20 protein-coding genes and 1 tRNA gene are annotated in these 21477 nt (G+C 55.9%); 11 read left to right on the top strand and 10 right to left on the bottom strand.

Going from position 1 to position 21477, the window contains the following annotated elements:
- Window positions 1-232 precede the first annotated feature (232 nt).
- Window positions 233-1150 carry a LysR family transcriptional regulator gene (locus ACR0BD_RS18920; protein ID WP_480797752.1) on the bottom strand — a complete coding sequence of 306 codons (918 nt, stop codon included), beginning with the start codon at window positions 1148-1150 and terminating at the stop codon, window positions 233-235.
- 109 nt (window positions 1151-1259) lie between these two features.
- Here ACR0BD_RS18920 and ACR0BD_RS18915 point away from each other — a divergent pair, with 109 nt between their 5' ends.
- The 4 genes from ACR0BD_RS18915 to ACR0BD_RS18900 all read left to right on the top strand — a co-directional run bounded on the left by ACR0BD_RS18915 (window position 1260) and on the right by ACR0BD_RS18900 (window position 5365).
- A complete protein-coding gene (locus ACR0BD_RS18915) occupies window positions 1260-2219 on the top strand; it encodes a tripartite tricarboxylate transporter substrate binding protein (RefSeq protein WP_480832748.1) in 960 nt (319 codons plus the stop codon).
- Between the two features lie 70 nt (window positions 2220-2289).
- Window positions 2290-2757 carry a tripartite tricarboxylate transporter TctB family protein gene (locus ACR0BD_RS18910; protein WP_480832746.1) on the top strand — a complete coding sequence of 156 codons (468 nt, stop codon included), beginning with the start codon at window positions 2290-2292 and terminating at the stop codon, window positions 2755-2757.
- A 6-nt stretch (window positions 2758-2763) separates the two neighbouring features.
- Window positions 2764-4278 carry a tripartite tricarboxylate transporter permease gene (locus tag ACR0BD_RS18905; RefSeq protein WP_480832744.1) on the top strand — a complete coding sequence of 505 codons (1515 nt, stop codon included), beginning with the start codon at window positions 2764-2766 and terminating at the stop codon, window positions 4276-4278.
- Window positions 4271-5365: a lyase family protein gene (locus tag ACR0BD_RS18900; RefSeq protein ID WP_480832742.1), complete on the top strand. Its 1095-nt coding sequence runs from the start codon at window positions 4271-4273 to the stop codon at window positions 5363-5365. The genes ACR0BD_RS18905 and ACR0BD_RS18900 overlap by 8 nt, the downstream gene beginning before the upstream one ends.
- Before the next feature lie 39 nt (window positions 5366-5404).
- On the opposite strand, the gene ACR0BD_RS18895 is transcribed toward ACR0BD_RS18900, so the two are convergent.
- Together ACR0BD_RS18895 and ACR0BD_RS18890 are read right to left on the bottom strand one after the other, a co-directional pair.
- On the bottom strand, window positions 5405-6601 hold the full coding sequence (locus ACR0BD_RS18895) for a trans-sulfuration enzyme family protein (protein WP_480797757.1): 1197 nt from the start codon (window positions 6599-6601) through the stop codon (window positions 5405-5407).
- An 882-nt stretch (window positions 6602-7483) separates the two neighbouring features.
- Window positions 7484-8491 (bottom strand): helix-turn-helix domain-containing protein, encoded by a 1008-nt coding sequence (locus tag ACR0BD_RS18890; protein WP_170685169.1) that lies wholly within the window; start codon window positions 8489-8491, stop codon window positions 7484-7486.
- A 111-nt stretch (window positions 8492-8602) separates the two neighbouring features.
- Here ACR0BD_RS18890 and ACR0BD_RS18885 point away from each other — a divergent pair, with 111 nt between their 5' ends.
- Together ACR0BD_RS18885 and ACR0BD_RS18880 are read left to right on the top strand one after the other, a co-directional pair.
- The gene (locus ACR0BD_RS18885; RefSeq protein ID WP_480832740.1) at window positions 8603-10114 is read left to right on the top strand and encodes a DUF1214 domain-containing protein; all 1512 of its coding nucleotides are present in this window, start codon (window positions 8603-8605) and stop codon (window positions 10112-10114) included.
- A 34-nt stretch (window positions 10115-10148) separates the two neighbouring features.
- Complete coding sequence (locus ACR0BD_RS18880) at window positions 10149-11642, top strand: DUF1254 domain-containing protein (protein WP_170380003.1); 1494 nt, start codon at window positions 10149-10151, stop codon at window positions 11640-11642.
- A 138-nt stretch (window positions 11643-11780) separates the two neighbouring features.
- Here ACR0BD_RS18880 and ACR0BD_RS18875 read toward each other — a convergent pair whose 3' ends face one another.
- Genes ACR0BD_RS18875 through ACR0BD_RS18865 form a run of 3 tightly spaced genes read right to left on the bottom strand, consistent with a single transcriptional unit; the run spans window position 11781 to window position 13744 of the window.
- Window positions 11781-12083 (bottom strand): hypothetical protein, encoded by a 303-nt coding sequence (locus ACR0BD_RS18875; RefSeq protein ID WP_214648679.1) that lies wholly within the window; start codon window positions 12081-12083, stop codon window positions 11781-11783.
- Window positions 12084-12143: 60 nt separating this feature from the next.
- Window positions 12144-12914, bottom strand: a complete 771-nt coding sequence (locus ACR0BD_RS18870; protein ID WP_480832737.1) for a nuclear transport factor 2 family protein — start codon at window positions 12912-12914, stop codon at window positions 12144-12146.
- 35 nt (window positions 12915-12949) lie between these two features.
- Entirely contained in the window at window positions 12950-13744 is a 795-nt protein-coding gene (locus tag ACR0BD_RS18865) for a VOC family protein (protein WP_480832735.1), read from the bottom strand.
- Window positions 13745-13848: 104 nt separating this feature from the next.
- Here ACR0BD_RS18865 and ACR0BD_RS18860 point away from each other — a divergent pair, with 104 nt between their 5' ends.
- Window positions 13849-14730, top strand: a complete 882-nt coding sequence (locus ACR0BD_RS18860) for a LysR family transcriptional regulator (RefSeq protein ID WP_170379999.1) — start codon at window positions 13849-13851, stop codon at window positions 14728-14730.
- Window positions 14731-14952: 222 nt separating this feature from the next.
- Here the strand turns inward: ACR0BD_RS18860 and ACR0BD_RS18855 are convergent.
- The 4 genes from ACR0BD_RS18855 to ACR0BD_RS18840 form a co-directional block, all read right to left on the bottom strand.
- Window positions 14953-15029 (bottom strand) — tRNA-Arg (locus ACR0BD_RS18855).
- Window positions 15030-15093: 64 nt separating this feature from the next.
- Complete coding sequence (locus ACR0BD_RS18850) at window positions 15094-16476, bottom strand: sensor histidine kinase (RefSeq protein ID WP_480832733.1); 1383 nt, start codon at window positions 16474-16476, stop codon at window positions 15094-15096.
- Window positions 16477-16494: 18 nt separating this feature from the next.
- On the bottom strand, window positions 16495-17913 hold the full coding sequence (locus ACR0BD_RS18845) for a dihydrolipoyl dehydrogenase family protein (protein WP_480832731.1): 1419 nt from the start codon (window positions 17911-17913) through the stop codon (window positions 16495-16497).
- 4 nt (window positions 17914-17917) lie between these two features.
- On the bottom strand, window positions 17918-18649 hold the full coding sequence (locus ACR0BD_RS18840) for a TVP38/TMEM64 family protein (protein ID WP_480832750.1): 732 nt from the start codon (window positions 18647-18649) through the stop codon (window positions 17918-17920).
- 296 nt (window positions 18650-18945) lie between these two features.
- On the opposite strand from ACR0BD_RS18840, the gene rpmH reads away from it, so the two are divergent.
- Genes rpmH through ACR0BD_RS18820 form a run of 4 tightly spaced genes read left to right on the top strand, consistent with a single transcriptional unit; the run spans window position 18946 to window position 21454 of the window.
- Window positions 18946-19080, top strand: coding sequence for a 50S ribosomal protein L34 (rpmH, locus tag ACR0BD_RS18835; protein WP_005980833.1), 135 nt, complete (start codon window positions 18946-18948; stop codon window positions 19078-19080).
- 26 nt (window positions 19081-19106) lie between these two features.
- Window positions 19107-19532, top strand: coding sequence for a ribonuclease P protein component (gene rnpA, locus ACR0BD_RS18830; RefSeq protein WP_480832729.1), 426 nt, complete (start codon window positions 19107-19109; stop codon window positions 19530-19532).
- Entirely contained in the window at window positions 19529-19768 is a 240-nt protein-coding gene (gene yidD, locus ACR0BD_RS18825) for a membrane protein insertion efficiency factor YidD (RefSeq protein WP_480832727.1), read from the top strand. The genes rnpA and yidD overlap by 4 nt, the downstream gene beginning before the upstream one ends.
- A 48-nt stretch (window positions 19769-19816) precedes the next feature.
- Entirely contained in the window at window positions 19817-21454 is a 1638-nt protein-coding gene (locus ACR0BD_RS18820) for an acyl-CoA dehydrogenase family protein (protein WP_480832725.1), read from the top strand.
- Window positions 21455-21477: the final 23 nt, after the last annotated feature.

The raw sequence follows: 21477 nt of genomic DNA, 5'->3' as shown, positions 1-21477 counted from the left end.
TTCCTCAGTGGCGGTGATCCCGTGGACCTGGAAAACGTTCTTGGCCAGATCAACGCCAATTGTGGTAACTTGCATGGGGTGGCTCCTCTCATTAGCAGTCTTAGACAACTGCACTATGGCGCATTGCGACGCCGGTTGGAGCAGGAGCCATCCACCCCATCAGGTTTATGAATGAAAAGGCTTTCGGCAAGTCGAACTTCCAGCGAGATGTCATGCAGGACCGAGCTGGTCGCTAATTCACGACCTCGATTGTGGCGCTTGCCTCCGCCAAGTTTGCCACATGCGCCTTCAACACCCCGATGAACTGCACGCAAGCTTCGCTTGGTTCTGCCTTAACCGGGAACAGAAGTCCAAAGGACATCCAGCGTTCTGGCGTGATCGGAACGGTTCGAATGCGGTCTTTGTCCACGTTAGCAGCGACAAGTTCATCTGCGATGGTAACGCCTCCACCATCGGCGACGAGCGCGCAGGCCAACGAAGAAGATGCAACTTCGCAAGTCTGTTTTGGGAGTAGCCCAGCGGATCGAAACATATCATCCAGTTGATCGCGCAGAAGCAATCCGTGCATCAGTCGGACAATTGGAACGTCTGCCAGTTTGTCGATGGAAATCTCCTTCAGATCGGCGAGTGGATGATCGACAGGAACAACGGCCTGTGCTCTTACGCGCAGTAACAGCTCGGTTCGGATCTCCGGATGTTCGACTGGCAGTGCCCCAATACCGATATCATACTCGCGGCCGGCCAACCATTTTCCAGCCTCGCGACGAGCGCGAACGTCCAGGCTGACATTGGTGTCAGGGTTGGCTCTTACAAATTGACCAACCGCAGGAGAGGCGAGCGCTCGGGCGATGCGTGGCATCGCGACGATACGAAGGCTTTGTGTACGGCCTGCCCGGATCTCGGCAGCGATGCCCGGGATTTCGTCGAGATTGTCGAGAATACGCCCCGCTTCGCGATAAAAGGCAAGCCCCTCAGCTGTTGGTGTAAGGTTGCGACCACTTCGATCAAAGAGATCAAGTCGCAACTCGCCTTCGAGGCCCGAGATCAATCGGCTCACTGCCGGTTGGGACAGGTGCAATATGTTCGCTGCCGCTGCGAGGGATCCTTCCGACAACGTCGCTCTAAACGCGCGTAGGGCTTTGATATTCATGTTCGTCACCGTCACTTGCATTCAGTGCAAGTAAACTAAACATCTTTGCATTTTTCGCAATCCAGCGCGTCTGCTAGATGAAATCAGGAAAGAAAATAGGGAGGACTTCATGAAACGCAGAACGCTTATCTCTGCTGCTTTGGCAGGTTTCGCCGTTGCGGCAACTGCAACCGCCAGTTTCGCGGCCGATTGGCCCAAACGCCCGATCAACCTGATTGTACCCTATAAAGCCGGCGGTGGCACAGACGCTTATGCCCGCGCCATTTCAGCCGCAGCTGAAGGCATTCTGGAGGTACCGGTTGTGGTCGTCAACAAACCCGGATCGGGTGGCTTGAATGGCGCCAATTCGGTCGTCGGCGCCCGACCGGATGGCTATATCATGTTGATGACCTCTGGGGGTTCGTTCCTGCTGTCTACCATGACGCGCGATACCGACATTGACGCTTTGGAGAGCTTTGACTTTGTCGCTCAGGTTGGTGAATTGCAAACCTCGCTGATGGTTCCCAAAGACAGTCCGTTCCAATCTGTTCAGGACGTGATCGACGCTGCCAAAGCCGATCCCGGCTCGCTTCGCTGGGCGCATTCCGGTCGCGGTGGTTTTCACCACGTCGGCGGAATGGGATTTCTAGCCAATAACGGTATTGAAGCGCAGGATGTTCCTTTCAAAGGCGGCGGGCCTACCCGTGCCGCTTTGATCGGAGAGCAGGCCGATTTCGGGTTCCTGGGCGTACAACAGTTGGCCGGGTTCGAAGACCAACTGCGTGCGTTGGCCGTGAACAGTCAAGAACGCGACGGTATCATGTCTGATGTTCCGTCCTTCGGTGAGCTCGGTATTCCATTTGCCGCCGTGTCTTCGCCGGTGATCGTGTTTGCCCCGAAGGGCACACCGCCGGAAGTGGTTGCAGCGATGGAATCCGCATTGGAGCAGATCGCGGCGAAGCCGGAGTTTGCTGAGTTACTGGCATCGCGCGGGACCGGGCCGGTCTATCAGAATGGTGCCGATGCAAAGGCAACCTTGAGTTCCATGAAGAACGATGCCGCACCCTTGGTCGAAAGCCTGACAAATTAAGAAAACAGTAAGGCCGGGTGGCTTAACCCCTCGGCCTTTTTCTGTCCACGAACAACTCAGGGAGGAAGACATGCGTGCCTATGCTGAAGGTCTGGTGCTCGCTGCCATTTCGATGTTCGCAATCTGGGGCGCATGGCAGGTACCTGCAGCCTCACCCGGAGACACCTGGGCCGGGATTGTCCCGTTTTCTGCCTCGGTTGCGCTTTTTGTTTTGTCTGGGTTTCTACTCGTGGGCGCATCCCGCCAGACTGGAGATGTTGTCGCGGCGAATACGGATAACGGGGCAACTGCTCAGATTGTCGTGCTGTTCATCATTGCACTGATCTACCAGCAATCCTTCCGCTGGTTCGGTTACTTGCTGCCCACGGCCATCGTGGCCCCCATCGTGCTTTATATGTTCGGCGTGCGCAGCTGGATCGGCCTTGCGGTATCCGTGGTCGTCTGCCCGCTGGTCTTTCATCTCATCTTTTTCATGCTGCTTGGTGTCTTTCCGCCTTATGGCGAAGTTTTCGACCTACTTAGCTGGATACAGGGGTAGTACCTCATGGAAATCTTTCCCGCCCTTCTTTCGGTCATCACCGACCCAATACTTCTGTTTGCAATTGTTCTTGCTGCTGCTGTGGGCATGATCGTGGGCGCAACGCCGGGTTTGACGGCCTCCGCCGCAATCGCCATGCTATTGCCCATCACCTTCTACATGTCGCCTCTGTTCGCGCTCGCCTTTCTCTATGTAATCGGTAAGTCGGGACGCTATGGCGGGTCCATCGCGGCCATACTGTTCAATACGCCGGGCACAGCCGCCAGCGCGGCCACGCAGATTGACGGCTATCCGCTTGCTCGTGCTGGCAAGGCGGGCAAAGCAATGAAAGTCGCCACGATTTCATCCGTCATTGGAGACTTGATGGGAGACATTCTATTGGTCGTCGGCGTGGGCTTCATCGCGGCAATAGCGCTAAAGCTTGGCCCGCCTGAGACGTTCGCGATTTACTTCGCCGCCTTTGTGGTGATCGGGTCGGTGATCGGGAAGTCCATTGTAAAAGGCTTGGCCTCCGCCCTCCTGGGTATTTTGGTGGCAATGGTTGGTCTCGATCCGATTTCCAGCGAAGAACGCTACACATTCGGCTCTTTCGACTTATCCAACGGGATCGGTCTGGTGCCGCTCATGATTGGTGTGTTTGTTCTCGGTGAGGTTTTTGCCCAACTCGAAGAACGTCGTAAGGCAACCGGAGAAACCCAGGAAAACCAAAGCTCGGCTGACGGCAATGATCTGACATGGGAGGAATACAAGCCCTGTTTACCTCACGCCCTGCGCGGCGGGTTTATTGGGGCAGGCATCGGGGTTTTGCCCGGCCTTGGATCGGCGATTGCGGCCTTCATCTCCTATGGAGAAGGAAAACGTCGCGCAAAAAATCCCGAAGAGTGGGGCAAAGGCGCTCTGGAGGGCGTCGCCGCACCCGAAGCCGCGAACAATGCTGTGTCCGGCCCATCCATGGCGCCGCTGCTGACACTGGGTATTCCCGGCTCGACCATCGGTGCGATCCTTTTGGGCGTCTTTCTGATCCACGGCATTCAGGTGGGGCCGACACTGTTCCTGACCGACAAGGAACTTGTCTACAAGCTATTTGCCTGCGGTATGCTTGGTATTCTGGCCTATGGCCTGATCGGTTACTTCGGGGCCACACAGGTTGCCCGTCTGATCCTGAAAATCCCGACAAATGTTCTATACCCACTGATCTTCATGACCGCCTTTGTGGCGGCGTATTCGGCGCGCGGGTCGATGTTTGATGTCACGGTCATGACCTGTGCCGGGTTCGTCGGGTGGCTGATGCGCAAATATGATTTCAACATCGCAGCCTTCGTGATCTCGTTTGTCCTGGCCAAGGGCGCGGAAGAGACTTTTCGCCAATCGCTGTTGATGTCGGACGGCGGTGCCCTGATCTTTGTAGAACGCCCAATCGCGCTTGCTTTCCTGATCCTTGGGGCTGGAGCCATTGCCTTCCGTATCCGCGGCATCATGAAAGAGCGCAAATTGATTCAGGGAGGGCTGGGTGATGCTTGATTGGCAACTCATGCAGGGTAGCTTTTCGAGCACAGAAATGCGCCGTATCTGGTCTGAAGCCTCAACAATCTCTGCATGGATCAAGGTCGAACAGGCACTTATGCACGCGCAAAGCGATGCAGGTCTTGTGCCGCGCGAAGCTGTCGTTGCGTTGGACGGATTTTCTATCGGGCATCTGGACCAGGATCGATTGCGCGAGGACATGGCGCTTGTTGGACGGCCCATCGTCGGTCTGGTCGGTCAATTGCGCGAACATGTTGGCAAAGATCTCGCGCCATATGTCCATTTCAACAGCACGACGCAAGACATCATGGACACGGGCTTGGCGATGCAAATGAAGCTCGGTCTGACGACAGTGCTCAGCGACCTCGATCAGCTCGTATCCTCCCTGACGGACCTGATCGAGGTGCACCCCACCACGCAGATGATCGGGCGCACCAACGGGCAACATGCCGTTCCTATGCTGCTGCGGACCAAGTTTGAGGTCTGGCGCGCAGAACTCCTGCGCCGTCGCGAGGCGATTATCGAAGCGGAAAGGCGCGGGATACTGGTTCAGGTCGGCGGACCGTTGGGAGATTTGTCAAAATATGAGGCTGGAACCGGGGCAGGGATAAAGGCGCAAATGGCCAAGGAACTTGGCCTTGGCGCGGTAGACCCTCATTGGCAAAACGCGCGTGATGGCGTGGGCGATATTGTCTCGTCGCTCGGCGCGCTTTGTGCGACGATCTGTAAAATAGCCCACAACATCAATCTGCTGTCGTCCAGCGATATCGGTGAGGTCTGCGAATGCCATGAAAACGGCAAGGGCGCTTCATCCTCGATGCATCACAAGCGCAACCAGCGGGCCAGTGAATTTGCCGAAGCCGTCGCAAGGCTGGGGCGCCAGCGGTCAGAGCAGATCGGAGAACTGACCATGCACCAGCATGAGCGTTCTGGCGGTGTCTGGGTTGGCGAATGGCTCGTGGTTCCTGAGGTGTTTCTGCTATCATCCGGCGCTCTGTCATGGGCGAAACGGATGCTGACTTATCTGAGAGTCAACGAAGGCCAGATGAAACGGAATTTGGTCTGCGAAGAACCAAAGAATTAAATACAATCAAAGAAGTAACAGACCTGAGCTTAACTTCCTTCATCTGCTTTCGCTTAAGGAAGAACTGGCGTGTTGCAGAGCATCTGCGAAATCACCCTCAATAATGTCATACGCTTCAATGCCAACAGAAACTCGGATCAGGTTGTCTTCGATACCAAGCGTCAGTCGTGCTTCTCGCGATAGCTTCCGGTGTGAAGAAACAGAGGGCATGATTACCATTGTGGCCACGTCGCCCAGCGTGGGACCATATGGGATGCTTTTGAGGGATTCCAAGAAGCGGTCAGCTTCGGTCCGTGCTCCGTTCAGTACAAAGGATAGGATCGAGCCCGCTCCCGGCAGTAGCTCTTTCGCCAGATCAAAGTCTGGATGACTTGGCAGACCCGGATAGTGGACTTTGCTAATCATGGGGTGACCTTCGAAATAACGCGCGAGCCTAAGCGCGTTTTCTTGCGCTCGTTCAAAGCGCAAATCAAACGTGTTTAGACCGCGTTCGGCCATCCAGCAATTATAGGGGCTCGCGTTGAACCCCAGTGTTTTTACCGTTTCTTCTATCTGGTCTATGAGGTCGGGGTCTCGTGCACCGAGATATCCAAGGTTCAGATCTGAATGCCCCGATAGCATCTTTGTCACTGACTGCATGACCAGATCAGCGCCATGTTTCAATGGGTTGAACAAGCGTGGCGTGGTAAACGTATTGTCTACCAAAACGAGCGCGCCCACTTTGCGGGCCGCCGCAACGAGCGCTTGGAAATGTGTCACCCTCAGCATGGGGTTCGAAATAATCTCGACCAAAACGATACGTGTGCCGGGAACAATAGCTGTTTCAAACGTGGCAGGATCAGATGCATCAAACTTTCGCGTCTCAAACCCCAGGCGAGGTAGATCGCGATCAATCATTAGCAATGAGCGGCCATAGAGCTGCGATGCGGCTGCGACGCAGTCGCCCTTTTCCAACAGTGCAAACATCGCGGCGGAAAGTGCTGTCATTCCGGATGCCGTCATAATGCCGGTGGTCGCATGTTCCATCCAGTTTAGTTTGTCCGCCAAACTGGCAGCATTGGGATGCCCGTCGCGAGAGTAAGTAAAACCCTCTGCTTCATGGTTGAAAACAGCCTCTAACTGGCTGGCGCTTTCGTAGGTGTACATTGCCGATGGTGAAAGAGGATTAACCAGAGGCGATCCGGTATTTCCAGGCATGACATCCCGTCGGACAACTGACCGGCGTATCTTGCTCATGGTCTTTCCTTCCAAGTTCTATTTCCAATGGCCACCCGTCGTCATGGATTTTGGGCAGATTTCGGCCTGAACCAAGAGAGGATCTGGCTCATCTGGCTCGACTGATTATGCGGCGGATTTGTGGTGAAGCAAGCACTTGGTCTCAATGGTCTTCCGTTTGATCCTTTCTCGTTGTTTAATAATAACTTGGTCGCGATGGAAGCAGATATCTGCCGGGATAGAGTTTGCAGATTCTCGTGACAACACCGGTGATTGCAATGATCGACGACGGCATCCATCTGTTGCTTGAGATCGTCGGGCAGCGCGACCCAGCCCAACGGTCTTGTTTTCTTTTCCGTTCTACCGGGCGCTCTGCTGGCATCGAAAATGGTGATGGATGGCTTTGGTGTAAGTGGAAAGGATCTACAGCTCGGGGCAGACGTACTGTGACACCTCTGTTTGGATGATGAGTTCACCGGTTCCTCCGACCGAGAATGGGGCAACGATGCAGGCGACTTTGGCCGTATCGACCCAGGACAAGCGGATGACGTCTTTAGTGCAATTTAAGTGCAATCGCGTTGTTGACAGGGAAGGGATCAGCTTAGCACGCCTAAGTAGACATCCATATTCCAGTGCGGAACACCAGGTTTGTCCGCGTCTGAGTTGTCGGATTGGACTGCGGCGAAAGCTTGGTTTCGGTTTCAGCCGGATCTACGCCATGGACTGTCTGCTTCGATGACTTGCGCCGCACCGCAACAACAAGCATTCTGCAGCGGCGAGCAAATGCTGCTTCAGCAATAGCGGCGTGAGCAAAAGGCCGGTTTGTGGACTTTATTGCCATTGGATCAAAGTCGGCTATGCGGACAAAGCAGACATTGGAAGATTGCTCTCGCGACCCACAAGTCAACTATTGTCGGAGTTCATCTTGCGATAGTCAGAGGGCGTCAGTCCCGTCACCTTCCTAAATGCGCGGCTGAAATTATTTGCGGTTTCATATCCTAGCATGGAGGAGATACTGGAGACTGTCTCGCGCGTATCTGTGAGGAGTTCCTCGGCCCTTGCTACCCTGACATCGTTGACGATTTCGCGAAAACGAACCCCTTCGGTTGCTAACTTCCGTTGTAGTGTGCGAACGCCAAGATCGAGCGAACGCGCGGTGGCATCAATCGACATTTCCTCCCGATGAAGTTGTTGCCAAACCACTTCCTCGACTTGTCCTCTAAGTGTTTGAGGTGGGCCGCCCAATCGTTCGCGAGAAATATCTCCGACGGTTGTCGAGCCGCCGGTAAGTTTTTTGGGCGTGGTTTCGGCTCGCAAAGCCGATGCATCAAAATCAACCCCAAGCCGGGAGGCGTTCCAGATTACAGGACAAGCGTAGGTGTCTTCTGCCTCGACAAATCCAGGAACCTTCGGGAAGTCCAAGAGCACGGCAGATGGCTTCCAGTCGCTTCCTAAATACGCGCGGAATATGCTCAAAAAAACCCCAACGGCCGAGAAGCCGATGTCCGGATACGCGAAATGCGAGCGAAGTCCAAAACGATAACAGTAGCGCGCGCTTGTGCCCGAAGTTTCAAGCCACGCGCGATCCGTAGACGAATGAAATGGCATGACGGCAGAAGCTCGTATTAGCGCTGCCCCCAGCGTTGGAGCAGAAAGAACGTAACTCCCCCAGGCGCCGTAGTCAGCGACAGTGAGATACGGTGACCACAACAATCCGATGTTTTGTTGTCCCGTGGATCGTGCGGCTTCGTGCACAAAGGTCGCCAAGGCATGCTCCGAGATGTAACCGCCTCTTTCCTCAATGAAGTGAACAGGAAGATCGGCAGAGTCAAAAGCACGCAACAAGCGTCTTTCCCCAGCGGCCTCAAGCACAAACTGGGGCATCGCGCCCAAGGCCTTAGCCGAAATCATCGGTGGTAGGTTCAATCCGTCAACCCGCTTGTTCGCCCGCGTGTCGTGAAATGATACGCATCGGCTGAACGGATGTGCAAGCTTTCCCTAAACAGCAGGGAGCATTGCAATATGAAAATACTTCGGCCATTACACGGCGGTTTTTCGATGCATTTTTGGGGAATGGTGCTCGGCGCAGGTATTTCTGCTTCACCAGTTTTCTCCCAGTCCTTCAACGACACGGGCGACATCCTTGCACGATCAGCCGAGGTCGAGGACATCGAGTACAAGATTATGGTGCAGCGTGCCACCCAGACGGCCATCTGGGGAATGCCTGCCGCCGGTATGATCGATTTCCTCAAGGGCATTCGCCGCGACCTCGGTGGCGACTACAATGACATCATTTATCTCAACAAGCCGTTCGACTCCAAACATGGGTTTCTTACGGCCAACGATGTTACGGCCTATGCTTGGGCTTCAATGACCTCCGAACCCGGTCCCCTTGTCATTGAAGTGCCCGCTGCCACCGACAAGGTGAACTACTTCGGTACAATCGTGAATGCTTGGGATGTTCCTATTGTGGACGTAGGTCCCGATGGTTTCGATGAAGGTGCCGGCGGCAAGTACCTCATGCTACCCCCAGGCTACGAAGGGGAAATGTCGCTGGAGGAATTAACTGAAGCGGGATACCTTCCCTTTGAAACAGATACCTACGAATATGGTTTTTCGTTCCGGCCAAAACTGACGAATGGCGGAACGGACACCGATGCGGCCGAGTACGCTCAGACGATCAAAGTGTACTACCTGTCTGAGGCTGACAATCCACCACCCAACAACTATCTCGAAGCGTCAGAAGTGCCGTACGACTCGCTTCCATACTACAACGAGACCTTCTTTCAGGACTTGAATGATTACGTTCAAAACAACCCCGTCAGACAACAAGACAAGGTCATGGTAAATTTCCTGAAGGATCTCGGGATCGAAAAGGGAAAACCTTTCGAACCATCGGAAATTCAGTTGAAAGCAATGAATGAGGGTTTGTTGTTGGCGTATGCCTCTATGCAGAACTACTTTGTTACGCCCGGCAAAGCCATGATACCGCTCTGGGTCGACGATAGCGGCGAGATGAAAAGCCAGTGGCTGATATGGGACTTTGCCGAAGGTCAACCCGAGGCAGGCTTCCCGTATGAGACTGAGACAGAGGTACTTGTGGATGCGCGTGCGGGCGGCAGCTACTTCTGGATCACGTACCTGCCGAAACAACTCGGTGGCGGTACCTTTTATCTGACGGGCCTTCGCGACAGCGACGGCGACATGTACGACCACAATCAAACTTACAGACTTAACGTGCCAGCAGACACACCTGCCGACGATTTCTGGTCCGTGATTGTTTATTCGATGGAGACCAAGAGCTTCATCCGGAACGTTGATCCAGTGGGTCTGTCCGAGCGCGACACAGACTCTATGCAAGCCGATGAAGACGGTTCTTACGACATCTTTTTTGGACCGGAGGCACCGGAAGGCAAGGAAAGCAACTGGATACCAACCACAGAGCCGTACTTCCTTTTGTTCCGTCTATATGGGCCGCAAGACGGATGGTTGGAAAGTGGCTGGATGCTGGGCGATCTAGAAAAAGTAAACTGATCAAAACAAACAAAAATTCCCAATGGAGTGAACAATGAAAACAAAGTCGTTAGCCGTGCTGACCGCCCTGGTACTCGCATCGCAATCTCCAGCCCAAGAGTACAAGGCTGAAGTTCCGGATAGCATAATCGTACCGGATCAGGTGGAGACACGATTTGGAACGTTGGAATATTTTGACGGCTTGCCGACGCCGGATACAGCTAAGCTGTCGTATAACGCATTAAATTTCATGCGTGGCATGCAGGTATTCATGGATGGAATGCCTGCAGCCTCAACATATGCAATGTGTCACGGGCTCGAAGAGGGCGCTGGCGTTGATCCGATGAAGATCGGGATCTTTGAAGACCTGTATAACGCCCGTTCGCTTCTTCTCACGCCGAACACCACGACAATCTACATTCTTAACTGTACGGACCTGTCCGAAGGGCCAGTGGTTTACGACGTGCCGCCGGGCATGCTGGGGTTCGTGAACGATGCCTATATGCGTTATGTCACTGACATCGGGAACGCTGGGCCTGACGCTGGCGAGGGTGGGAAGTTCTTGATCGTTCCGCCCGACTATGAAGGTGAGTTGCCGGACGACGGTTACTATATTGTGAAGCCGCCAAGCTATCGGAACTGGTTTCTGTTGCGTGCGTTTTATGGGGAAGACGGCGTTGGAGCCGCAGTGGATCGTGTGAAGGAAACTCTTCGTGTTTACCGGTGGGAAGACCGCGACGCGCCGCCCGATCAGGAATTTGTGAACCTGACTGATCTTCAGTTCAACACGATACACGCCAATGACTTTTCCTTCTTTGAAGAGATGAAGGCCGTTGTAGACAACGAAGCGGAAGGAGCACTTCCCGATGAATTGATGGGAGCAATGTTCTCGCTGGGTATCCGAAAAGGTGAACCATTTGAACCCGATGACGAACTGAGGCTGCTGCTCACAGAGGCAGTCGCATTGGGCACGGCGGCGGCTAAGTCGTTGAATTTTGCTCCTCGCTCGCGTGCGCCATTCTACTATGACGAAGGGTATTGGAAGACGGCGTTCGTCGGTGGCAATCATGAGTTCCAGGCGGGGGACGTGAAAATCCTCGATGCGCGGACCCTGTTCCACTACTACGCGACTGGCATTACTCCTGCCATGGTTGCACAAAAGGTTGGTGTCGGGTCGCAATATGCGCTGGCAAACCGGGACAGTGACGGGAACTACTTCGATGGGAGCAACACCTATTCCGTCACCATCCCGCCAAATCCGCCCGCGCAGGATTACTGGTCTTTCGTCGTTTACGACACCCAAACCCGTTCACTGCTCGAAACTGATCAGAAACTCGCAGGGGTCGACAGCAACCAAGCTACATTGGAAGCGAATGAAGACGGAAGTTACACTGTCTGGTTCGCGCCTGAAGCGCCTGAAGGCAAAGAGGGCAACTGGATACAGACGATGCCGGGCAAATCTTGGTCGACCGTACTGCGATTGTATGGCCCTCTCGAGCCTTGGTTCGACGGATCGTGGCGCCCGGGCGAGATCGAACTTATGGAGTGATAGACTGTCAATTTAGCGCCCTAACAGTTCGCTATCGAGAACGAGATGTCGTGCCATGTGAGTGCGCATCCCGAACAACGCGACAACAACCAGGGGAGGGCGGCAACTACCTCGTAGTGCCGCCCTTCTGTTTGTCTGCTATCGCGCTAAATTGTAGCGTGTCATCGACATTGTGGTTGCATCGATCATGCTCATGAATCGTTCAGCAGCGGGTGCTGATGCAAAGCTATCCATGGACGCTTGGGCGTCTTCGGCACTTTCCCAGTTAACTACCACTGCCCATTTGCCATCTGTGAATGCAGCTTGGCGCGAGACAAAGCCTGGTTGTTTGCTGACATGCTCATCTTCGATGACTTTATCAACAGGTTCGAACTCTTGCGGTGTAACGCCTTCAGCAAGGTCCATCGTCACAATTTCAATGACGCCGACGTCTTGTGCCATTGCGTTACCTCCTACGAGCATTATCAGGGTGATCAAGAACGCTTTCATGATGGCACCCGATCAAAACTTTCCATTGTCGTGGGTCATCTCGGACGGGATGTCCGCGATTACGTCCCAATGCTCAACGATCTTGCCGTCTTCGACGCGGAACAGGTCATAGAAGGCAGTCGGCTTGTCGGCAAACGTGCCCTCGGAGGCGGTGAAGACAAAGTTGCCCTCGGCCACAACAATGTGGACGTCCGTGTAGATCATCTGGATGCCTTGCTCGGCCATGCCTGCAAGAGCCGCACCCAAACCGTCCAGACCGTCAGCAATGTTGCTGTTGTGCTGTATGTAGGTCTCCGTCGACAGAAATTCGGTTATCCGGTCAACGTCGCCATCCTTCAGGATGGTGTGCACAAAGTCTGTGACCAGCGCCTTGTTCTCAGCGGTCTTATCCAGATCGGTTATCTCAGTTGGACCATCGGTCTGAGTATGACCCGACGGGTTCGGCGGTGTGATTGGTGTCAGGTTGTCCCAGTGTTCTGCAACCTTTCCGTCCTCGACGCGGAAGACATCAAAGCCAACCAAGGTGTCTGCACCAAACGCCTGGGCGTTGTTGTAGGTGGTATGCAGGACGACGATATCGCCCTCCGTGATGACCCGGTGGATGTCCACCTCGATCCCGCTTTCCTTAAGACCGGGGATAAACCCCAGGATTGGAGCGGCACCTGTGGGTACAGCAGGGTTGTGCTGAATGTAGTCATTTGCCAGCAGTTGTTCGGCTGCGGTTGCGTCGAAGTTGACGAAAATGGCGGCTACAGCCTCCAATACGAGCTCTTTAGGTGTCATTGTTGTTGTACTCTCTTGGTTTGATTTGACGATATTCACGCGGCGCAGGCTTGCGCCGAGTTGATCGTGAATTCAGTGCCCCACGGGTCGACCTTGCGGCCGGGCGTGAGAGTTTTGGGGTCTGCCAACAGCTCAACACTTGTGAGACCAGTGGCCCCAGCAGAGCGCGAGCCTACTCCCTTGGATTGCCAAGCGTTTGTAGCTAGGTGGTGATGGTAGCCACCGGACCCGAACCAGCGGGCTGAGGGCAGCTCAAAGGTCTGAACCATACTCAGTTCGTCAGTAACGAATTTCGCTGCTTTGCTGACATCACCGACACGTAAATGAACGTGTCCGATGACTGTGCCTTGTGGTGCGCCTTGCCACTGTGTGGCATCTTCTGTGAGTGATTTCAGATCGAGCGGGTGCGTTGTCATGTGGACGGTATCGCCCTCGCGTTTCCACATTTTGCGAGGCAGGTCACGATAGATTTCGATGCCGTTTCCTTCGGGATCGTTCAGATAAAGCGCCTCGCTGACACCGTGGTGGGATGCCCCGTCCAGGCGAACACCGCGCTCATCCGCGTAGATCAGCCATGCGCCGAGGTCTTGTTTGGAAGGCAACAGAAATGCCGTGTGAAACAGCCCCGCCTCTTTAGGAAAGGGTTTGGCGTTTCGGTCCTGGCGCAGCTCGATCAGCGTTCCAGCCTCGGTGCCGAGGTAGGCGCTTTCACCGTCGCGTTCGATCAGGCCGAGGCCAATCACGTCTTCATAGAAGGTGGCGGTCTTATCCAGATCGCGCACCGTCAGGGCGACCTGACCTATTGAGATGGGGGCGTCTGACGCTGCCATGTTCTTTTCTCCTGCGATTAAGCTTGAGAGGAACTTAGCGATGGTCTTTTCTCCATAAAATGGCGATAAGAGCGAGTGTGTATCGCGCAAATGGAGACAATTCTATGGACCGGATCGACGGGATGCAGAGCTTCGTGGCTGTTGTGGAATCCGGTTCTTTTGCCGCCGCCGGACAACGGCTTGGCATTTCAAACAAGCTGGTCAGCAAGCGTGTCGCACAGCTCGAAAACATGGTTGGGCTGAATCTTCTCCATCGCACCACCAGGTCTATGTCGCTGACCCACGAGGGGGAGCGATATCTGGAAGGAGCGCGACGAGTGCTGGCTGAGATGGAGCAGTTGGAGACTGAGTTTGACGCTTCAGAGGGCTTGAAGGGCATCGTTCGTGTGGCCGCGCCCCTTACCTATGGCGACACGGCGGTGGCTAAAGCAGCAAGCCGCTTCGTAGAGCAACACCCGAACGTCACGGTCGAATTGGACTTGTCGGATCATTATGCCGATCTGGCCAAGGGCGGTTTCGATATCGCAATACGGATCGGCGCGCTCAGTGACTCCAGTTTGGTCGTTCGCAAGCTTGGTGAAACGCATATGAAAGTCGTCGCGACCCCTTCCTACCTTGAAGAACATGGCGCACCTTCACATCCTGCGGAACTCTCGGACCACATTTGCATTCGAGATGCGAACAACCCGGATCCAAACCGCTGGCCCTTCCAGATCGAAGGGCAAACCGTGCAGGTGCCTGTCTCTGGCCCATTTCTCGCAAACAGTCCTCCCGCCTGCCTCGTTCCGACGCGCGCAGGGAGCGGCATCTTCATATGCCCAGATGTGTTTTTGGGGGACGACCTTGAAACCGGACGTCTTGTGCAACTCTTTCCGGAGTTCCATTCCCGCACTTTGCCGATCCAAAGCGTGCAGTTGCCTTCGGCCTTTCGAAAGCCGCGTGTTAAGTCCTTTGTCGAGTTTATGCGTGAAGAGATTCGAGCGTAGGAAGTCCAAAGCAGTCACTCGCGCTATGCGCAGCATTTGGTAGGTATGGGCTCATAGCCGACCTTTTCTGCAGCGCGTCATCGTGCGGATCGGCAGCTTGTTGCTAATTTCATTGCAAAAGTAGTTTTCGGCTTGGTGCGCCATCCGATGTTGAGCGTTCGCCCTGTCCTGGTCGCACTGTGACGGTTGGGTCAGGTTCGTGTGACGTTCAAGAGCACCAAGTGGCGGACCGAGGAGGATTCGAACCCCCGACCCCTTGATTCGTAGTCAAGTACTCTATCCAGCTGAGCTATCGGTCCGCGTTGGTGTGGCGCTATGTAGACCCGGTCCGCAGGAGGCGCAAGCCGATTCTGCAAAAATGTTTTAAAAAGTCACGTCGCCTCTGGGCAGCCGGATTTCAAAGGTTGTGCCCATCGGTCCGGTTTCCGCAAGAACCAGATCCCCTCCATGCCCACGCACCAGTTCCTGAGAAATGGCAAGCCCAAGACCCGAGCCCCCTTTGCGCACCCCGCCCTGAAAAGGCGTGAACAAATTGTCCCGTGCTTTGGGTGGCAGACCGGGTCCGGTATCTTTGACCTCGATGCACCAGTTGTTTTCGTGTTCACAGCCTGCGATCGTGATTTTCCCGGGCTTGCCCGCCGCGACCAATGCCTGCCTGGCGTTTCTTACAAGGTTCATAAGAACGCGGAAAACCTGTTCTGGATCAGCACGCGCCACCAGATCCTCGGGTACTTCGTTTCTGATCTCGACACAGGCATCTGCAACTGCAAGCTGCTCACTGGCTACGACGTCTTCGGCCACATTGCGCAGTGGCACCATGGTAAGGGTTGGCGCTGGCTCCTCGGCCCGCCCAAAGGCCAGGGTGCTTTCGCACAGAGAAACCGCCCGCGTGATCGAGTTCACCAGCTTGGGCGCCAATCGTCCGACCAACGGATCATCACTGGACTCGATCCGGTCGGTGAACAGCTGCGCGGATGTCAGGATGTTACGCAGATCGTGACTGACCTTGGCGACGGCACCGCCCAGCTGGGCAAGCCGCTCGCGTTGTTTCAGCGCCTGTGTCAGTTCCGTCTGCAACTGCTGCAACGCCTCTTCGGCTTCGCGCAGTTCGGATACTTTGGAGTTTGGCGAAATGATGCCGCGCGCGTCTTCGGGGGCGCTGGCGTAGCGCTGCATATACCCAACCACTCCCTTGATCGGTTTCACCAAAACCACACGAACAGCAAGGAACAGGAAGAAGGCGGTTATGATGGAGATCACAAACGACAGACCCAGGATACGCAAACCGTATTCCGTCATGGCGACACGCAACGGCATGCTATCTGTCGTCACCTCGATCAGCAGGCCAGCACCTTTGACAGGTTCCCCAATAACGCGGATCACTTCGTTTTCGGGCGTGAACATGCGCGCGATGGCGTCGCGGATCAGAATCCAAGGGCTGGCGTCGCGCAAGTCGTATGTTTTCGTAATCTGCTCTGGGATTGGGGACGAAAGCATAAGCTGACGCACCTCATCCCGACGCAGGACGACATTGTAAACACCCGCGTTGGCCAGCAGCTCGGCCTCAAGGTCGTCGGCCAGCATGTCATCGGCCAGCAGTGCCAGTGACGCGATTTGGGCGCGCTCGAGCCTGTTCAGCAGGAAATCTTCACGAAAACGCGCGATCGAAGGGACAAAGATCAGGATCTCGGCCAACATGACGAAGACCGTGGTCAGGATCAGAAATCGGCCCGACAGCGAGTTCACTTTGCACTCTCCTCCCCGTCAGGGCATCCAGCGCTGGACGAACCTGACCACTCGTTTAACCGTCTGATTATCAAACAGCCTTGGCGAGAAATAGGCACCCGCCACCCGTTTGTTAAGCTCTCCGATCGTCGGATAGGGCGAAACCATCGCGGCGATCTGTCCCATCTTCAGGTTATTCGCCAACGCAAGCGACCACAAGTTGATCAATTCTCCGGCCTGATGCCCCACGATTGTAGCGCCAACGGGGCGGCCTTTTAAGACCATTACCTTGATAAAGCCCTTTGTTTTCCGTTCCGAAATCGCACGGTCATTGTGATGGTAATCAAAGCGCGCAACCTCAAGCTTGTCTCCGTGTTGCGCGCGCGCTTCAGCTTCGGTCAGCCCCACCTGGGCCAATTCAGGGTCAGTGTAGGTTACCCATGGGATATGGGCGGTTTTTGCCTTGGACGGCAATCCGAACAGCGCCGACCGGATAATGACGCCCGCATGATATCCTGCCACGTGGGTGAACTGCAGGCCGCCGGCAACATCTCCGATCGCGTAGACTTTGCTGTTTGTGGTCCGCAGCGAGTCGTCGACCTGTATCCCGGTTCGCGTGCGGTCGATCCCCGCCGCAGCAAGGTTCAGACGGTCGACATTGGCCTTGCGCCCTGCCGCCAGCAAAAGATGCGAGCCGGAATAAATCTGGCCCGTCTCGGTCACCACTTCGACTTTGTCGCCCGAACGGCGGATTTGCGCGACCATCGCCTGTTCATGGATCTCGACACCCTCAGCGCGAAGCGTATCCAGCACGATGGCTGCGGCCTCGGGATCATCCTTACCCAGCGCCTTGAGGCCTTCGATCACAGTAACTTTGCAACCCAAGCGGATATGAGCCTGTGCCATTTCCATACCAATGGGGCCGCCGCCGATGATCAAAAGGTGGTCAGGCTTTTCGCGCAGATCAAAGATCGTCTCGTTTGTATAATACGGCACCTGATCTAAACCGGGGATCGGCGGGACCAGCGGTGACGATCCCGTCGCAATGACCACGCGTCGCGCGGTTATCGTCGTATCCCCCGCCTGCACCTGTGTGGGGGATACAAAGCTACCGTATTCGCGGATTACCTTGACGCCGAACCCTTCAAACCGCTCTTGGCTGTCCATTGGTTCGATCTGGGCGATGACGTCATGCACGTGATCCTTAGCCGCCGCGTAGTCGATCTGCGGCACCACATCCGCCACACCAAGTGCAGATGAATGCGCCTGACCATAGGCCGCTTTGCCGCTGGCGATCAGGGCCTTTGAGGGCACACAGCCAAAATTCAGACAGTCACCACCCATCTTGTGACCCTCCAGCAGGACCACGTCGGCACCCATCTGGCTAGCTCCGGCAGCGACGGACAAGCCACCTGACCCGGCGCCAATCACCAGGATATCGGTCTTCAGTTCTTGCATGATTTCAGCCGTCCTTTCGGCCACGCAGGGATTTAATCACGATCGGTAACGCCGCCAGGATGCACAGGCCAATGATCGGACCAATGACAAAAGGTTCCCACAAAAGCGAGACATCCGGCGTTTCTCCGCGATCGAACACGCCGCCCAGCCCCACGCCGATCCAAGTGTAAACGATGCCGCCCGGAATTATGCCCAAAGCGGTCGTGAACAGAAAGTTGCGGAACTTAACCCCGACAAGCGCGGGCACCAGATTGGCCACAAAGAAAGGGACCACCGGGACAAGACGCAGCAGGAAGAGGACTGAGATTTCGTTTTCACGCAACCCATCCTTGAGCTTTTTGACCGTCCCTTCGGATGACTCCAGCTTGGCGGTCAGGGATTCGCCCAATCCCCAGCGGGCGGCGAGAAAGATCGCCGATGCCCCGATCGTGGCCGCAAATACGTTGAACACGGTTCCGGCGAAAAGACCAAAGAGAAACCCCCCAGTCATCGAGGCGACGGCAGCCCCGGGCAACGAGAAGGCCACAATCACGATGTATATTCCGACAAACGCGCCGGCCATCGCCCAATAGTTGGCATCCCGCCACGCCAAAAGCGCTTCGCGGTTGTCGCGCAGTGTTTCGAAGGTCAGGTAATCGCCCAGTGTAAAGAACCCCAGGGTGGCGACCGCGAGAATCACCAGCAAGGGGATGTGCCGCGCAAGGCCGTTGCGCGGGGCCTGAGTTGTATCGCTCATGTGGCTGTCCGGTTTCGTACGTTTCATCTATTCACAACATGCGACGTCAGGCCGCGCAGCAACAGGGGCCTCACGCCGCGTTGATCTTCACATCGGGTAAAGTGAGGGTGTACGGGGATAAAGCCCTCATTTTGAAACTTTTGAGCCGGTCCGGTTACAGAATTGTTGCAAAAGGAGACAAAACCCCCACCTAGGGGTTTGACTTACCCCCCGCCACCCAGTAGAGGACGGGCTTCGAACACTAGGGCAAGGCGAATCCGCGCCGCACCCGACCGCTATAGATTGGAGACGGAGCGATGAAACGCACCTATCAGCCTTCGAACCTGGTTCGCAAACGCCGCCACGGTTTCCGCGCGCGCATGGCCACCAAGGCCGGCCGCAAAATCCTGAATGCGCGCCGTGCACGTGGCCGCAAATCGTTGAGCGCGTAAGCCGCTCGACCTTTCAGGTTATGAACATGACGCCGCCGGAGGCCCCTGAGGATGGTAAACACCAGCCGAGGGTAAAGCCCCCGGCGGCGTCCGTTTGTGCGCCTCAAACGCTGACCATTCTTAAGAAACGATCGGATTTCCTGAAAGCAGCACGCGCGCGCAGGCAGGGAACATCGTCGATGATGGTACAGGCACGCAAACGCTCTGCCGATGAGGCCGATGGCATTCGGGTCGGCTTTACCTGCTCAAAGAAGGTCGGCAATGCCGTGGCACGCAACCGCGCCAAGCGGCGTCTGCGCGAAGCGGCCCGCGCGGTATTGCCTGAATGCGGTCGCGTTGGCTGGGACTACGTCCTGATTGGTCGCGCCGAGGTAACTGCCGCGCGCCAATTTGAGGCCCTTTTGAACGACCTTCGCTATGCCGTTCGTAAATTGCACGGCGACAGCAAGTGACTTTGCTGGCGCGCATCTTTGCCCTGCCCGTTCAAGCCTATCGGCTGCTTTTCAGCCCTTGGGTCGGACATAACTGCCGCTATCAGCCCACCTGCTCTGCCTATGCGCTGGAAGCACTGGAAAAGCATGGCGCGTTTAAGGGCGCGCTGCTGACCGCCAGACGTATCGGCCGCTGCCATCCGTGGGGGGGCGATGGTTACGACCCCGTTCCAGATAAACCGGACGACCTGCCGTAGGCCTCGCTTAGGCTTGACCAGAAACAAAGGCCGCTGGACACTCAATCCATGACAGTCAACGGCAAGCACACCCTTTCCACACACGAAGTCTTCAATCAGCCGCCGGAACGTGGCGCGATAGATCTTTGGCTATCGGATCCGGTGCTGCAAGGCAGCGTCAAGCATACCCAAGGCCGCACGACCCCATTGGCCCAATACGGCAAAACCTTGGGATTGCATGTAACGCGTCAGGCTGGGCTCACCGCCAACACTCATCCTCCGGAATTGCAGACGTTTGACCGCAGCGGGCGGCGGCTGGACCAAGTGCGGTTTCACCCGGCCTACCATCAGATGATGCGCCTCAGTCAGACCGCCGGTTATGCCGCCCTGCCGTGGGATGGCCAACCTGGAGGTCACACAACCCACGCCGCGATGGTCTATCTGGCCAGTCAGGTCGAGCCGGGCCACTGCTGCCCGTTGACAATGACTTATGCGGCAGTGCCCGCTTTGTCGGCAAACCCGGAAATCGCGGAAACTTGGGGTCCAAAGCTGACAGCTTTTGACTACGACCCGTCACAGACGCCCATCGCAACTAAGAAAAGCGCCACACTCGGCATGGCAATGACCGAAAAGCAAGGTGGCTCGGACGTGCGGACGAACACGACAATTGCCACGAAGGACGGCGCGCACTGGCGTTTGCGGGGGCATAAGTGGTTCTGCTCAGCCCCAATGTCTGATGGCTTTCTAACCCTTGCGCAGGCTCCGGGTGGTCTGACTTGTTTTCTGGTGCCGCGCTGGCTGGAAGGCGAGCGTAATCCAATCCACCTCATGCGATTGAAAGACAAACTTGGCAACAAGTCCAACGCCTCTGCCGAGATTGAGTATCACGATGCAATGGCCTTTCAATTGGGTGACGAAGGCGCAGGCGTCCGCACAATCCTTGAGATGGTGCATCACACACGCCTCGACACGGCCATGGCCCCCGCCGGATTGATGCGTGCAGCTTTGGTCGAAGCGCATCATTGGGTAACTCACCGCAGCGCTTTTCAGCGGCGTTTGATTGATCAGCCGTTGATGCGATCCGTTCTGGCGGATTTGGTTTTGGATTGGGAAAGCGCCCTGACATTGGGGCTACGTGTGGCCCAGGCATTCGACGGGCAATCCGCCGAAGACCGGGCCTTTGCCCGGATCAGCGTTGCGTTGGCGAAGTTTTCAAACAACAAACGCTGCCACGTCGTTGCCGCCGAGGCGATGGAGATCCTTGGCGGAATGGGCTACGTTGAGGACACTCCGATGCCGCTAATCTATCGCGAGGCGCCTCTGAACGGCATCTGGGAGGGATCGGGGAACGTGATTTGTCTGGATATCCTTCGCACCCTCAGCCGGGAACCGATGGCAAACGACGTTCTGCAGGCCGAACTGGATGCCGCCAAGGGTGCAGACCGCAGGTATGATGCAGCGTTACGCGCCTACCGTGATCGCTGGTCCACCCTTCCAATCGAGGCTGAGGCGCGCTGGTTTGCCGAGCGCACTGCGTTGTTACTGTCCGCATCACTTTTACTGCGGAAAGCCCCGAATGCAGTAGCGGACGGGTTTATCGCAACCAGACTCACGCAAGACAGCGGCCGCATTCCCGGGTCAGTCACCAGGCTGCACACAGACGCCCTGCTGGGGCGTCTGGGCCAAGCCGCGCCCTTGCCCGTTTGAGCCAACTATTGTAGGGGCTGCCC

The sequence above is a fragment of the Ruegeria sp. G5 genome (assembly GCF_056533365.1).
This window is presented reverse-complemented; position numbering and strand designations above follow the sequence as displayed.

Coding starts and splice junctions, on each gene's coding strand:
- rpmH (WP_005980833.1), top strand. CDS start 18,946: ATGAAACGCACCTATCAGCCTTCGAACCTGGTTCGCAAACGCCGCCAC.
- ACR0BD_RS18880 (WP_170380003.1), top strand. CDS start 10,149: ATGAAAACAAAGTCGTTAGCCGTGCTGACCGCCCTGGTACTCGCATCG.
- ACR0BD_RS18860 (WP_170379999.1), top strand. CDS start 13,849: ATGGACCGGATCGACGGGATGCAGAGCTTCGTGGCTGTTGTGGAATCC.
- ACR0BD_RS18870 (WP_480832737.1), bottom strand. CDS start 12,914: ATGACACCTAAAGAGCTCGTATTGGAGGCTGTAGCCGCCATTTTCGTC.
- ACR0BD_RS18895 (WP_480797757.1), bottom strand. CDS start 6,601: ATGAGCAAGATACGCCGGTCAGTTGTCCGACGGGATGTCATGCCTGGA.
- ACR0BD_RS18915 (WP_480832748.1), top strand. CDS start 1,260: ATGAAACGCAGAACGCTTATCTCTGCTGCTTTGGCAGGTTTCGCCGTT.
- ACR0BD_RS18900 (WP_480832742.1), top strand. CDS start 4,271: ATGCTTGATTGGCAACTCATGCAGGGTAGCTTTTCGAGCACAGAAATG.
- ACR0BD_RS18845 (WP_480832731.1), bottom strand. CDS start 17,913: ATGCAAGAACTGAAGACCGATATCCTGGTGATTGGCGCCGGGTCAGGT.
- ACR0BD_RS18820 (WP_480832725.1), top strand. CDS start 19,817: ATGACAGTCAACGGCAAGCACACCCTTTCCACACACGAAGTCTTCAAT.
- ACR0BD_RS18920 (WP_480797752.1), bottom strand. CDS start 1,150: ATGAATATCAAAGCCCTACGCGCGTTTAGAGCGACGTTGTCGGAAGGA.
- ACR0BD_RS18865 (WP_480832735.1), bottom strand. CDS start 13,744: ATGGCAGCGTCAGACGCCCCCATCTCAATAGGTCAGGTCGCCCTGACG.
- ACR0BD_RS18885 (WP_480832740.1), top strand. CDS start 8,603: ATGAAAATACTTCGGCCATTACACGGCGGTTTTTCGATGCATTTTTGG.
- rnpA (WP_480832729.1), top strand. CDS start 19,107: ATGACGCCGCCGGAGGCCCCTGAGGATGGTAAACACCAGCCGAGGGTA.
- ACR0BD_RS18905 (WP_480832744.1), top strand. CDS start 2,764: ATGGAAATCTTTCCCGCCCTTCTTTCGGTCATCACCGACCCAATACTT.
- ACR0BD_RS18890 (WP_170685169.1), bottom strand. CDS start 8,491: ATGATTTCGGCTAAGGCCTTGGGCGCGATGCCCCAGTTTGTGCTTGAG.
- ACR0BD_RS18840 (WP_480832750.1), bottom strand. CDS start 18,649: ATGAGCGATACAACTCAGGCCCCGCGCAACGGCCTTGCGCGGCACATC.
- ACR0BD_RS18875 (WP_214648679.1), bottom strand. CDS start 12,083: ATGGCACAAGACGTCGGCGTCATTGAAATTGTGACGATGGACCTTGCT.
- ACR0BD_RS18910 (WP_480832746.1), top strand. CDS start 2,290: ATGCGTGCCTATGCTGAAGGTCTGGTGCTCGCTGCCATTTCGATGTTC.